Annotated in this window: 8 protein-coding genes; 7 read left to right on the top strand and 1 reads right to left on the bottom strand. The window is 60.6% G+C overall.

All coding sequences use genetic code 11. The annotated features are described in order from the left end of the window. The first annotated feature begins 101 nt into the window (after window positions 1-101). From recC to yfiB, 6 genes are all read left to right on the top strand, one after another. On the top strand, window positions 102-3554 hold the full coding sequence (recC, locus tag HU727_RS21330; RefSeq protein ID WP_186533565.1) for an exodeoxyribonuclease V subunit gamma: 3453 nt from the start codon (window positions 102-104) through the stop codon (window positions 3552-3554). Further along, entirely contained in the window at window positions 3551-7237 is a 3687-nt protein-coding gene (recB, locus tag HU727_RS21325; RefSeq protein WP_186533566.1) for an exodeoxyribonuclease V subunit beta, read from the top strand. The genes recC and recB overlap by 4 nt, the downstream gene beginning before the upstream one ends. Then, entirely contained in the window at window positions 7234-9342 is a 2109-nt protein-coding gene (gene recD, locus HU727_RS21320) for an exodeoxyribonuclease V subunit alpha (RefSeq protein WP_186533567.1), read from the top strand. Before recB ends, recD begins: the two co-directional genes overlap by 4 nt. Window positions 9343-9459: 117 nt before the next feature. Then, a complete protein-coding gene (gene yfiR / locus HU727_RS21315; protein ID WP_186533568.1) occupies window positions 9460-10029 on the top strand; it encodes a regulatory sequestration protein YfiR in 570 nt (189 codons plus the stop codon). Beyond that, window positions 10026-11294, top strand: coding sequence for a diguanylate cyclase DgcN/YfiN (gene dgcN, locus HU727_RS21310; RefSeq protein WP_186533569.1), 1269 nt, complete (start codon window positions 10026-10028; stop codon window positions 11292-11294). The genes yfiR and dgcN overlap by 4 nt, the downstream gene beginning before the upstream one ends. A gap of 5 nt (window positions 11295-11299) precedes the next feature. After that, window positions 11300-11794: an outer membrane lipoprotein YfiB gene (yfiB, locus tag HU727_RS21305; RefSeq protein ID WP_496197706.1), complete on the top strand. Its 495-nt coding sequence runs from the start codon at window positions 11300-11302 to the stop codon at window positions 11792-11794. Here yfiB and HU727_RS21300 read toward each other — a convergent pair. Further along, entirely contained in the window at window positions 11791-12738 is a 948-nt protein-coding gene (locus tag HU727_RS21300) for a LysR family transcriptional regulator (RefSeq protein ID WP_186533570.1), read from the bottom strand. The two genes, yfiB and HU727_RS21300, sit on opposite strands and share 4 nt — an antisense overlap. Window positions 12739-12887: 149 nt before the next feature. Here HU727_RS21300 and HU727_RS21295 point away from each other — a divergent pair, with 149 nt between their 5' ends. Beyond that, a complete protein-coding gene (locus HU727_RS21295) occupies window positions 12888-14414 on the top strand; it encodes a CoA-acylating methylmalonate-semialdehyde dehydrogenase (RefSeq protein ID WP_186533571.1) in 1527 nt (508 codons plus the stop codon). Window positions 14415-14417: the final 3 nt, after the last annotated feature.

The following is a 14417-nucleotide window of genomic DNA, read 5'->3' as shown; positions in this document are numbered from 1 at the left end:
GGGAAAGTTCTTACAGCTCGCGCAGCCGTCGTCCGGCTGTCTTAACCTGCCGACAATGCTAAGGTTCTGCCCTGGCTTTTGTGATTTTCCAAGGAACCTGTATGTCGGACGCCCAGTCCCTCAACGCTGCATTCATGGTGGTTCAGAGCAACAGTCTCGATGAGCTGCGCAGCCTTGTGGTCAGCATCATGCGGCGTTATCCATTGGCGCCCCTGGAAAACGAAATCGCGTTGGTGCAAAGCAACGGCATCGCCCAATGGCTCAAACTGGCATTGGCCGAAGACCCTGAAGAGGATGGCCTGGGGGGCTGCGGTATCGCCGCGGCGATTGACGTGCAATTGCCAGGCAGTTTCATGTGGCAGCTCTACCGTATGGTCCTTGGGCGGGATGAAATTCCGGCTAAATCCTTGCTTGATAAAGCCCCGCTGACTTGGCGTCTCATGCGCTTGTTGCCCCAGCTCATCGACCGCCCACATTTCGAGCCTTTACAACGCTTCCTCACCCACGACACGGACCTGCGCAAGCGCTACCAACTGTCAGAACGCCTGGCCGACCTCTTTGATCAATATCAGGTGTATCGGGCTGACTGGCTCGAGGACTGGGCTGAAGGGCGACATCAACTGCGCAATGTCAGAGGTGAAGTAAAGCCGCTGCCACCGACCAGTTGCTGGCAGGCTGAATTGTGGCGAGCGCTGCTCAATGATGTCGGCGAGCAGGGCATGGCGCAAAGCCGTGCCGGCGTCCATCAACGATTCATGGAACGCATCAATATTCTCGACGAGGCCCCGGGAGCATTGCCGTCGCGCGTGATTGTTTTCGGGATTTCTTCGTTGCCGGCACAAGTACTTGAGGCCCTGGCTGGTCTGGCTCGTTTCAGCCAGGTGCTGCTTTGCGTGCACAACCCCTGCCGCCATCACTGGGCCGACATTGTTGCCGACAAGGATCTGCTGAGGCATCAATACAAGCGGCAATCGCGCAAAAGCGGGATGCCCGTCGTGCTCGATGCCGAGACGCTGCATCAGCACGCACACCCGTTATTGGCTGCTTGGGGCAAGCAAGGCCGGGACTATATCAACCTGCTCGACAGCTATGACGATCCCAACAGCTATCGCGCAGCCTTTCGTGACGGGCGCATCGACCTGTTCAGTGAAACCCAGCCACACAACCAGTTGAACCAGCTTCAGGACGACATTCTTGAGTTGCGCCCCCTTAACGAAACTCGCGAACTCTGGCCTGCTGTCGATTTTTCGAAAGACCATTCCATCCGTTTTCACGTAGCCCATAGCGCCCAGCGCGAAGTGGAGATTCTGCACGATCAACTCCTGGCGCGTTTCAGCGCAGACCCGGATCTGCGGCCTCGTGACGTGATCGTGATGGTCCCTGACATTGACAGCTATGCACCCCATATTCGTGCCGTTTTCGGTCAGCTCGATCGCCACGATCCGCGCTTCATTCCGTTCACGCTGGCGGATCAGGGGCAGCGTGGCCGCGACCCTTTACTGATTGCGGTCGAGCACCTGCTCAAACTGCCCGACAGCCGTTTCCCCGTCAGCGAGATTCTCGACCTGCTCGACGTGCCTGCCCTGCGTGCACGTTTTGGGGTAGAAGAGCGTGACCTGCCAACCCTGCATCGCTGGATAGAAGGCGCCGGTATCCGTTGGGGTATGAGCGCCGAACAACGGGCCGGACTGGGTCTGCCGGAAGAACTGGAGCAGAACAGCTGGCATTTCGGCCTGCGCCGAATGCTGCTGGGTTACGCCGTCGGCACTGCCGGTGCGTGTGCAGGTATCGAGCCTTACGATGAAATCGGCGGCCTGGATGCCGCATTGATCGGGCCGTTGGTCGCTCTGCTTGATGCATTGGAAATTGCTCATCGGCAACTCACTCAGCCGGCCCAACCCAAGGAGTGGGGGCAGCGCCTGCAAGCGTTGATGCAGGTGTTTTTCCAGGCCAGCGATGAGCACGACGATTATTTGCTGACGCAGCTGGAAGAGCTTCGCGAAAGCTGGCTCGAAACCTGTGAGACGGTAGGTTTGATTGACGAGCTGCCACTGACTGTCGTTCGTGAAGCCTGGCTCGCCGGCCTGGATCAGGGGCGCCTGTCACAACGATTCCTGGCCGGTGCGGTGAATTTCTGCACGCTGATGCCCATGCGGGCAATCCCTTTCAAACTGGTCTGTTTGCTGGGCATGAACGACGGCGATTACCCGCGCGCGCAGCCACCGCTCGACTTTGATCTTATGGGCAGCGATTACCGGCCAGGGGACCGCTCCCGGCGCGAAGACGACCGCTACCTGTTACTCGAAGCGCTGTTGTCCGCACGCAATCAGCTCTACATCAGTTGGGTGGGTCGCAGTATTCGCGACAACAGCGAGCGTCCGGCGTCGGTACTGATCGGCCAGTTGCGTGATCACCTGGCCAGCGGCTGGCGTTCACATGACGAAACCCAGGATCTGCTGGAGGCCATAACCGAAGAGCATCCATTGCAACCGTTCAGCGCACGCTATTTTTACGAAGGCGGGCAATTGTTCAGCTATGCCAGCGAGTGGCAAGTCCTGCATCAGGAGACCGCACTCCCAGGCGAGGCGCCATTACTCGCGCCTTATATTCAGGAAGAACCGTTGACCCTGGCATTGCTGCAGGATTTTTTGCGTAACCCGGTTCGGCATTTTTTTACCCAGCGACTCAAGGTGTACTTCGAAGCAGCCGAAGCGCCGTTAGCTGATGAAGAGCCTTTCGTACTGGACGCGTTGCAGCGCTACACGCTGAGCGACAGCTTGCTGGAAGCCGCGCTCAGCCAGCCGGACAATATCGATCAGGCACTGCAGGCAAGGGCCCTGCGTCTGCAAAACAGTGGTTTGTTGCCTATGGCAGGTTTTGGCGAGAGCCTGCAGCGGGAATTGATCGAGCCGCTGCCGGATCTTCTGCAACGTTACCAACAATTGCTGACGTTGTGGCCGACGCCATTGACCAGCGCGATCCCGATCAGTCTCCAGTTGCAGGGGTTGCGTCTGGAGGGCTGGCTCTCCGGTCTGCACCAACGCGCCGACGGTGGTCTGCTGTCAGTCACGACCATCCCCAACAGCATCGGCTCGATCAAAAGTCGCAAGTGGCATCGACTGACCAAACCGTGGGTCACGCATCTCGTCGCCAGCGCCAGCGCCCATACATTGACGACGGCTTTGGTCGCCAGTGACGAAACCTTGTTGCTTGAGCCAATGGAGCCGGACCGGGCGCTGCGTTTCCTGGGGGATCTGCTCCTCGCGTGGCAAGCAGGCATGCGCCAACCCTTGCCCATCGCAATAACAACCGCGTTCGCCTGGCTGTCGCAGTCCGATCCGATCAAGGCCGAAGCGGCTGCTCGAAAAGCCTACGAGGGTGACGGGCAGACCACAGAAGGCGAACGCCGTGAAAGTCCGGCGCTTCTGCGACAATACGCCGACTTCAATGCTCTGCTGTCAGACGAAACCTTCACGGGATGGTGCGACGCCTTGTATCGCCCATTGTTCGAAGCGCCTTGGCGTTCCTTGTCCAGCGAAGGCGTGCGCACATGAGTACCAAGACACCGCTGGCTCTGGCGTTTCCGTTGCGCGGCAGCCAGTTGATCGAAGCGAGCGCCGGCACCGGCAAAACCTTCACCATCTCGGCACTTTATCTGCGACTGATCCTGGGGCATGGCGGCGAAACCAACGGTTTTTCCCGCGAGCTGTTGCCCCCGCAAATTCTGGTGGTGACGTTCACCGACGCCGCTACCAAAGAGCTGCGTGAGCGCATCCGTACACGGCTGGCCGAAGCTGCGCGTTACTTTCGCGATGAGATTCCTGCCCCTGACGGACTGATTGCCGAACTGCGCGATGAGTTCGATCCGCAGCAATGGCCGGGCTGCGCAAACCGTCTTGATATCGCCGCGCAATGGATGGACGAAGCCGCTGTCTCTACCATCCATAGCTGGTGTCAGCGCATGTTGCGCGAGCATGCGTTCGACAGTGGCAGCCTGTTCACACAATCCCTGGAAACCGATCACAGCGATTTGCTTGGCGAGGTGCTGCGCGACTACTGGCGCCTGTTCTGTTATCCGATGCAGGGCGACGCGTTGAACTGGGTGCGCAGCAATTGGGGCGGACCCGCAGCGTTGTTGCCCAGGGTGCGCGGCTTGTTCGCCAGCGAGCGCGAGACCGATGCAGGCAAGGCCCCGGCGGAGCTGATCGCAGAATGTTTGCTTGAGCGCCGGGCAGCCTTGGTCGAACTGAAAATGCCTTGGCGCCAGTGGGCAGACGAACTGCTTGCTGTCTGCCATGAAGGCGTCACCAGCAAAACCGTCGATGGCCGCAAGATGCAGGCGCGTTATTTCGAGCCCTGGTTCGAGAAGCTCAAGGCCTGGGCCGCAGACGAGTCGCTTGAGCAGTTGGACATCGGCACCGGATTTACCCGTCTGACACCCGACGGCATGGCTGAAGCCTGGAAAGGTCAGGCGCCCTGTCACCCAGGGCTGGACGCCATGCCCGGTCTAAAGTCGGCTCTTGACGCTTTGCCAACGCCCGATGCTGCTGTCCTGCAACACGCGGCCAAGTGGGTCGGCGCACGTTTTGAAGAAGAGAAGCGACGCCGCGCCGAAATGGGTTTCGACGACATGCTGTTGCGCCTTGATGGCGCGCTGCAATCCGAAGGGGGTGAACGTCTGGCGACGCTGATCCGCGAACAGTTTCCGGTTGCGCTGATCGACGAGTTCCAGGACACCGACCCGGTGCAGTACCGCATCTTCGAAAGCATCTACCGCATCGAAGACAACCATCCCGACACTGGTCTGTTTCTGATCGGCGACCCCAAGCAGGCGATCTACGCCTTCCGCGGTGCCGATATCTACACCTACCTGCGCGCGCGTCAGGCCACCACCGGCCGCCTGCACACGTTGGGTACCAACTTCCGCTCCAGCCACGGCATGGTGACTGCGGTCAATCATGTATTCGAACGCGCCGAGTCCCGAGAACAGGGGCGCGGCGCGTTTTTGTTTCGCGAGAAAAACGGTGAAAACCCGGTGCCGTTCCTGCCCGTCGCGTCACAGGGTCGCAAGGAAACGCTACAGATTGCAGGTCAGGAAGTCGCGGCGCTGAATGTCTGGCTGTTGCCCAGCGACCAGCCCCTCTCCGGTGCGGTTTACCGCCAGCAGATGGCCGCCGCATGTGCCAGCGAAATCGCCTCATTGCTCAATGGCGGGCAAACCGGCAGTGCCGGGTTCAGTCAGGCAGATGACTTCAGGGGGTTGCGCCCTTCGGACATCGCGATCCTCGTCCGCGACGGTAAAGAAGCACAGGCCGTACGTGCCGAACTGGCGGCGCGTGGGGTGCGCAGTGTTTATCTGTCGGACAAGGATTCGGTCTTTGCCGCCCAAGAGGCGCACGATTTGCTGGCCTGGCTGAAGGCTTGCGCGGAACCCGACGTCGAGCGCTCGCTCAAGGCCGCGCTCGCTTGTACTACCCTGAACCTGCCACTGATCGAGCTGGAACGCTTGAACCAGGACGAAATGGTCTGGGAATCGCGTGTGATGCAGTTCCGTGGTTATCGCGAGGTTTGGCGCAAGCAAGGCGTACTGCCGATGTTGCGCCGCCTGCTGCACGATTTCCATCTACCGCAAATCCTGATGCAGCGCAGTGACGGCGAGCGCGTGCTGACCAACCTTCTGCACCTGTCCGAACTGATGCAGCAAGCCGCCGGTGAACTGGACGGTGAACAAGCGTTGATCCGCCATCTGGCCGAACTGCTGGCGTTGTCCGGGCAGGCCGGTGAAGAGCAGATTCTTCGTCTGGAAAGTGATGCGCAACTGGTCAAAGTGGTCACCATCCACAAATCCAAAGGTCTCGAATATCCGTTGGTGTTCCTGCCGTTTATCTGTGCGGCGAAACCGGTGGATGGCAGCCGCTTGCCGCTGCATTATCACGACGCTTCGGGCAAGGCGCAGATCAGTCTCAAACCGACCGCCGAATTGATTGCCCTTGCGGATGACGAGCGGTTGGCTGAAGATTTGCGGCTGCTTTATGTGGCGCTGACCCGTGCACAACATGCTTGCTGGTTGGGCGTGACAGATCTCAAGCGGGGCAATAACAACAGCTCGGTGCTGCACCTTTCTGCGCTGGGTTACTTGTTGGGTGGTGGTGCTTCCTTGGGCGAGTCCAGCGGATTGAACCGATGGCTGCAAGAGCTGCAGCAAGACTGTCCTGCCATTGGTATCGGCGAAATGCCTCAGCCCACCGACGAACACTACCGGCCGCCGGGCAATGAAGCCGTCCTTCGAGCCACGCTGCGACCCAAGCGCAAAGCCAGTGAAAACTGGTGGATCGCTTCCTACAGCGCCTTGCGCATCAGCGACGTCTTGAGCGTCGGCAGCGATGAAGCGCCAGACAGCCCGCAAGCGCAAAAGCTGTTCGACGACGAGCGCCTCGACCCTGACGCACCGAGGGAAATAGCCACCGGTGGCGCCGACATTCATCGCTTCCCTCGCGGCCCCAACCCGGGCACCTTTCTTCATGGCTTGCTGGAATGGGCTGGCGCCGAGGGCTTTGCAGTGACCCGCGAAGCGCTGGAGGATGCAATTGCCCGGCGGTGCAACCTGCGCGGATGGCAAGGCTGGATCACCACGCTGACTGACTGGCTGCAGCATTTGCTCAAATGCCCGTTGCCGATCGCTGGCGGGCAGCCGCCGGTGATTCTCGAACAACTGAAGCAATATCGCGTCGAGATGGAGTTCTGGTTCGCCAGCCACAAGGTCGATGTGCTCAAACTCGACGAACAAGTACGTCAGCACACCCATAATGGCGTCGCCCGCGTTGCGGCAGAACCGGTGCAGCTCAACGGTATGTTCAAGGGGTTTATCGACCTGACGTTCGAACACGCGGGCCGCTATTACGTCGCCGACTACAAATCCAATTGGCTGGGTGTGGATGATCAGGCCTACACCGTGCAAGCCATGGAGCAGTCAATCCTCGACAACCGTTACGACCTGCAATACGTGCTCTATCTCCTGGCGTTGCATCGCCAGCTCAAGGCGCGGTTGCCGGACTACGATTACGACCGTCACGTCGGCGGGGCGCTGTACCTGTTCTTGCGCGGCACGCGCGCTGAAAGTCACGGTGTGTACTTCGTTCGTCCGCCACGGGAACTGATCGAACGCCTCGACCGCATGTTTCAGGGCAAACCCGAACCCAAGTCCGAACCCGCCTGGGAACAGGGAGTCCTGCTATGAGCCGCACGTTTGCCGATCTGCTGCCGACCCCGCTGGAAGCGGACAGCCTGTCGAAGCTTTCGCCGCTGACCCGCGCTGATGATTTGCTGCTCTTGCTCAGCCGTTGGGTCGAGCGTGGCTGGTTAAGGCCGCTGGACCGAGCATTTGTCGCTTTTCTGCATGAGCTCGAGCCTGATACCGATCCGCTGGTCCTGCTGGCGGCGGCGCTGACCAGCCATCAACTTGGCCATGGCCACGTTTGTCTGGACTTGTTCGAAACCCTCAAGGCGCCGGATTTCGCACTTTCGCTGCCGCCGGAAGGGGATGTGCAGGGCGGCGTGTTGCTGCTGCCCTCGCAACTGCTCGAAGCGCTCGATGGCGCCCATTGGTGCAAAGTGCTGGCGGGCAGCTCGCTGGTTGCGCTGGCCGTCGACCCAAGTGAAACGGCGCGGCAACGTCCATTGGTGCTGTCCTCGAAACGCCTGTACCTGCGGCGTTACTGGGCCTACGAGCGCCGAATCGATGCGGCGTTGCGTCAGCGCCTTGTGCAGCGGGAACCGACGCCGGACGACCTGCCGCAGCGTCTCGATGAATTGTTCGGCGAGGCTGAATCCGATGCTGTGATCGATTGGCAGAAACTCGCCTGCGCCCTGGCAACACGCAGCGCCTTCAGCATCATCACCGGCGGCCCCGGCACCGGTAAAACCACCACGGTGGTGCGCTTGCTCGCATTGTTGCAGGCTCCGGCGGTAGAAGCCGGTCATCCGCTGCGCATCCGTCTGGCCGCACCGACCGGCAAGGCCGCCGCTCGCTTGACCGAATCGATCAGCCAGCAAGTGCAATCGCTGCAAGTCGCCGAAGCGGTGCGTGCTGCTATTCCCAGTGATGTGACCACCGTACACCGCCTGCTCGGCAGTCGGCCGGGGACCCGGCACTTCCGTCACCACGCCGGTAACCGCTTGCCGCTGGATGTGCTGGTGGTCGACGAAGCCTCGATGATCGACCTGGAAATGATGGCCAATCTGCTCGACGCGATGCCGGCTCACGCCCGCCTCGTTCTGCTGGGCGACAAGGATCAGTTGGCCTCCGTGGAAGCCGGCGCGGTGTTGGGCGATTTGTGCCGTGACGCCGAGGGCGGCTGGTACAGTTCGCAGACCCGGCAGTGGCTCGAATCAGTCAGTGGCGAATCGTTGCAGGGCAGCGGTTTGCAGGAAGACAGCGACGGCTCCCATCCGCTGGCCCAGCAAGTAGTCATGCTGCGTCACTCGCGCCGATTCGGCGAGGGCAGCGGCATCGGACAGCTTGCGCGGCGGGTCAATCAGCAGCAAGCCGTTGAGGCGCGACACTTACTCGCGACCGGCGACTACGGCGATGTGTATTCGTTACCGCTCAAGGGCGAGCACGATCAGAAACTTGAACGTCTGTTGCTTGAAGGTCACGGCAACGGCCCGCAAGGTTATCGCCACTACCTGAACGTATTGCGCGATCTGCGTCCGCCGTCGACAAGCCCACTTGAACATCCGGACTGGACCGGTTGGGCGCGTGAAGTCTTGCAGGCATTCGACACGTTCCAGTTGTTGTGCGCCGTGCGCAAAGGGCCATGGGGCGTCGAAGGCCTGAATCAGCGCATCACCGCTGCGTTGCTCAAGGCGCGTCTGATTGAAAGCGATCAGCAATGGTACGAAGGCCGGCCAGTATTGATGACCCGCAACGATTACGGTCTGGGCTTGATGAACGGTGACATCGGCATCGCCTTGAAGCTTCCCGAGCGCGATGGGCCTGAGATCGGCAAAACGGTTCTGCGCGTAGCCTTCCCGCGTAACGACGGCCAGGGCGGTGTGCGGTTCGTATTGCCAAGTCGACTAAATGACGTCGAAACGGTTTATGCCATGACGGTGCATAAATCCCAGGGTTCGGAGTTCGCTCACACCGCGCTGATCTTGCCCGATGCGCTGAATCCCGTGCTGACCAAGGAACTGATCTACACCGGAATCACTCGCGCCAGGCACTGGTTCACCTTGATCGAGCCGCGAGCTGGCGTCTTTGAAGAGGCGGTGCAGCGCAAGGTGAAACGTCTGAGCGGGCTGATGCTTGAACTGGAAGAGGGCGCCGAGGTTCCAGAGTAATCGCTGGAGGAGCGGTAGCGATTATTGACCAACCAGTCAGAGGCGGCGCCTCGCTGGGGTTGCGACGCTGTGCTATCGTTGCGGCATCATTTCGTTACGCTCCAAGAGAATCCTTGCATGAAGGTGGCCGTCTGGGCGACAGAGCGTGTGCTTGCCAGCCAGCGCGCATTGCTGATCGTTTTGCTCTGGTTGTTATCAGGCATCGCCATCGCACAAGCGCAAACAGGGCCGGCCGAGCAGCGCGCCAAAGCGGTCACGCAAGTAGTCCTCGGCATCCTCAGTTACGCACGCTGGCCAGTCGAGCCCGCGCAGTTGAGCCTGTGCATCGTCGGCCCCACCGAATACACCGATGACCTGGTCAAGGGCACCACGCAGGCCACTGGACGACCGGTCGCGGTGCGTCGCCTGCTGGCGGATAACCCGGCCATCGTCAGCGAATGCAACGCGGTGTACATCGGCAAACTCACCGCCAATGAACGCAGTCGCCTGTTCGCGTCCTTGATCGGCCACCCGGTATTGAGCATCAGCGAAGCCGACGATCAATGCACCGTCGGCAGTCTGTTCTGCCTGCGCGTTGGCGATGATCAAGTGTCGTTCGAGGTCAATCTCGACTCCGTGGCGCGCAGCGGCGTGCGAATTCATCCAAGCGTGCTGCAGTTGTCCCGTCGAAAAGCGACGGCGCCATGAAGCTGTTCAGTTGGAAAACCCGCCCGACCCTGGGCTCGGTCATCGGCCGTGGGCATTTGATTGTCGCGCTGGTGGGCGTCGCGATGGCCAGTGTTTCGCTGACGTTGCTGGGCGTGCTGGCGTTGCGGGTCTACGCCGACCACAACCTGCATCTGATCGCCCGCTCGATCAGCTACACCGTCGAAGCGGCCGTTGTATTCAACGACAAGGCGGCTGCTACTGAGGCGCTGGCGATGATCGCGTCCACCGAAGAAGTGGCGGATGCTCGAGTGCTGGACGCCCAAGGCCAATTGATTGCGCAATGGCAGCGCTCGGAGAAGGGCTTGTTCTCCGAGCTGGAGACGCAGATAACACGCGCCATTCTGGAGAAACCGGTCAGCCTGCCGATCGAGCATCAAGACCGCGAGATCGGTCGTGTTCTGCTCATTGGACACGGCGGCAGTCTGATGCGCTTCTTGCTCAGTGGCCTGGCCGGGATTGTGTTGTGCACGGCGATCAGCGCCTGGGTGGCGCTCTATCTGGCGCGTCGACAATTGCGCGCGATCATTGGCCCATTGCGCAGCCTCGCCTCCGTCGCCCACGCCGCCCGCAGCGAACGGGCGCTTGATCGTCGGGTGCCGCCGGCGCAAATCGCCGAACTGGATAATCTGGGCAACGACTTCAATGCCCTGCTCGATGAGCTTGAGTCCTGGCAGACCCACCTGCAAAACGAAAACGAAACCCTCGCCCATCAAGCCACCCACGACAGCCTCACCGGGTTGCCCAACCGCGCGTTTTTCGAGGGTCGCCTGATCCGGGCGTTGCGCAACGGCAAGAAACTCAATGAGCGTGTCGCCGTGTTGTTTCTCGACAGCGACCGCTTCAAAGGCATCAACGATAACTTTGGCCACGCCTCCGGCGATGCGGTGCTGGTGGCCATTGCCAATCGTGTGCGGGCGCAATTGCGTGAGGACGATCTGGTCGCGCGGTTGGGCGGCGATGAATTTGCCGTGTTGCTCGCACCGCTCCACACGATTGAGGACGCGGAGCACATCGCTGACAAGATCCTCGCCAGCATGGACATGCCGATCAAGCTGCCCGGGGAAACCAGTGTTGTGACCTCGCTCAGTATCGGTATTGCCGTCTACCCCGATCATGGCCTGACCCCGGGTTCATTACTCAACGCAGCCGATGCGGCGATGTATCAGGCCAAGCGCCTGTCGCGCGGCGCGCAATTCACGGCCGGGTCGGAGCGCCCGGCCGATTCCGTTCATACCAGGAGCTGATTTCTGTGTTCACTTTTCCCATCCGAATTTTTTCCGCGCTGTTGCTGATGGCCGCGCTGACACTGACCGGTTGCCAGACCGCCTCACAAAAAGGCCTGACACCGGCGCAGGTTGCCGTGCTTCAACAGCAGGGTTTCGAATTGACTGACGACGGCTGGGAATTCGGGCTGTCCGGCAAGGTGCTGTTTGGCAGCGATGTCGAAAGCCTGAACGTACCCAGCACGGAAATCGTCGAACGCATCGGCAAGGCCTTGCTCGGCGTGGGTATCGAGCGGGTGCGCGTCGATGGCCATACCGATGCCTCGGGCAAGGAAACTTACAATCAACAACTCTCGCTGCGTCGGGCCAAGAGCGTCGCCAACGTACTGGGTACGGTCGGCATGAAGCCGCAAAACATCCAATTGCAGGGCCTGGGCAGCAGCGAGCCGGTGGCGCCAAACGATACGGCGGCGGGCCGCACGGAAAACCGCCGGGTGTCGATTGTGGTCAGTGCTGACTAGTCAGCGAACTGCATCTCGCGAGTCTGCCCCATCAACAACGCGTGATTACGCTCAGTCACCTCACGGATGTAATCCCACAACAGAGTGATCCGCTTCAACTTGCGCAGGTCCTCCCGGCAGTACATCCAGAACTGCCGGGTGATGTCTATTTCCTCCGGCAACACCGGCAGCAATCGGGGATCCTGCGCCGCCAGGAAGCACGGCAGAATTGCCAGCGACCTTCCTTGCTGCGCGGCGACAAACTGGGCGATTACGCTGGTGCTGCGCAGATGCGCGTTGGCGCCGGGCAGTACGTTTGCCAGGTAAAGCAGTTCCGAGCTGAACGCCAGGTCATCCACATAGCTGATGAATTGATGCTTGATCAAATCTGCCGGGCGGCGGATCTGTGGGTGTTTGTCGAGGTAGTCCTGGGTGGCGAAGAGCTGCAAGCGGTAGTCGCAGAGTTTGCAGCACACGTAGGGGCCGTGTTCCGGGCGTTCCAGCGCGATGACGATGTCGGCCTCGCGTTTGGACAGGCTGATGAAGTGCGGCAGCGGCAGGATGTCCACGGAGATTGCCGGGTAGGCGTCGACGAAATGGCTTAACTGCGGCGTGATGAAAAAACTGCCGAAGCCTTCGGTGCAGCCCATGCGCACATGGCCGGAGAGCGCCACGCCGGAGCCGGAAACCTGCTCGCACGCCATGTGCAGGGTACTTTCAATCGACTCGGCATACCCGAGCAGGCGCTGGCCTTCGGTGGTCAGGACGAAACCGCTGGTGCGGGACTTTTCGAACAGCAAAGTGCCGAGCGCAGCTTCCAGCGAGCTGATCCGTCGGGACACCGTCGTGTAGTCGACGGCCAGCCGTTTGGCGGCGGTGCTGGCCTTGCGCGTGCGGGCGACTTCGAGGAAAAACTTGAGGTCGTCCCAGTTCAGCGAGCCTAAAGACGTGATGTTTTTTTGCATGATGGACGGGCTTTTATGTGCGTTCTTATTAGAAGTTTGCACATCTATACTCCAAAAACAGTCCGACAACCAATTCGTGACACACGCCTCATCTCAAGGCGAACCCTTCGCCTTGGCTCCTACGATAAAAACAAGTTTCGGAGACCAGCATGAACGCATCGCTTACGCCCAACGAAACCACGGTCCAGAAGGTCAAGCTTCTGATCAACGGCGAGTGGGTCGAGTCGCAGACCACCGAATGGCACGACATCGTCAACCCGGCCACCCAGCAAGTGCTGGCCAAAGTCCCGTTCGCCACCGCCGCTGAAGTCGACGCCGCCGTCAGCGCTGCCCAGCGTGCCTTCCAGACCTGGAAGCTGACCCCGATCGGCGCGCGGATGCGCATCATGCTCAAGCTTCAGGCTTTGATCCGGGAACATTCCAAACGCATCGCCGTGGTGCTCAGCGCCGAACAAGGCAAAACCATTGCCGACGCCGAGGGCGATATTTTCCGTGGTCTGGAAGTCGTCGAGCACGCCTGCTCTATCGGTACCCTGCAGATGGGTGAGTTCGCCGAAAACGTCGCAGGCGGCGTCGACACCTATACGCTGCGCCAGCCGATCGGCGTATGCGCCGGCATCACCCCGTTCAACTTCCCCGCGATGATTCCCCTGTGGATGTTTCCGATGGCTATCGCCTGCGGCAACACCTTTGTCTTGAAACCTTCGGAACAGGATCCGCTGTCGACCATGCTGCTGGTGGAACTGGCGCTCGAGGCCGGCGTTCCGGCTGGCGTGCTGAACGTGGTGCACGGCGGTAAAGACGTGGTGGATGGCCTGTGCACGCACAAGGACATCAAAGCTGTGTCGTTCGTCGGTTCGACCGCCGTCGGCACCCACGTTTACGACTTGGCCGGCAAACACGGCAAGCGCGTGCAGTCGATGATGGGCGCGAAGAACCACGCAGTGGTGCTGCCGGACGCCAATCGCGAGCAAGCGCTGAATGCCCTGGTCGGCGCCGGTTTCGGAGCCGCCGGGCAACGATGCATGGCCACCTCGGTGGTGGTGCTGGTCGGTGCGGCGAAACAATGGCTGCCAGACCTGAAGGCGCTGGCGCAGAAGCTCAAAGTCAACGCCGGCAGCGAGCCGGGCACCGATGTCGGTCCGGTGATTTCGAAAAAGGCCAAGGCGCGAATTCTTGAACTGATTGAAAGCGGCATCAAGGAAGGCGCCAAACTCGAACTGGACGGCCGCGACATCAGCGTGCCGGGTTACGAGCAAGGCAACTTTGTCGGCCCGACCTTGTTTTCGGGCGTGACCACCGACATGCAGATCTATACCCAGGAAATTTTCGGCCCGGTGTTGGTGGTGCTGGAAGTCGACACCCTCGATCAGGCGATTGCTTTGGTCAACGCCAACCCGTTCGGCAACGGCACGGGCCTGTTCACCCAAAGCGGTGCGGCGGCGCGCAAATTCCAGACGGAAATCGACGTCGGCCAGGTTGGCATCAACATCCCGATTCCGGTGCCAGTACCGTTTTTCAGCTTCACGGGCTCCCGTGGTTCGAAACTCGGCGACCTCGGCCCGTACGGCAAGCAAGTGGTGCAGTTCTACACGCAGACCAAAACGGTCACGGCGCGCTGGTTCGATGACGACAGCGTCAACGACGGCGTGAACACCACCATCAACCTGCGCTGAGGA

Source organism: Pseudomonas khorasanensis (assembly GCF_014268505.2).
GTDB classification, from domain to species: Bacteria; Pseudomonadota; Gammaproteobacteria; order Pseudomonadales; family Pseudomonadaceae; genus Aquipseudomonas; species Aquipseudomonas khorasanensis.
This window is presented reverse-complemented; position numbering and strand designations above follow the sequence as displayed.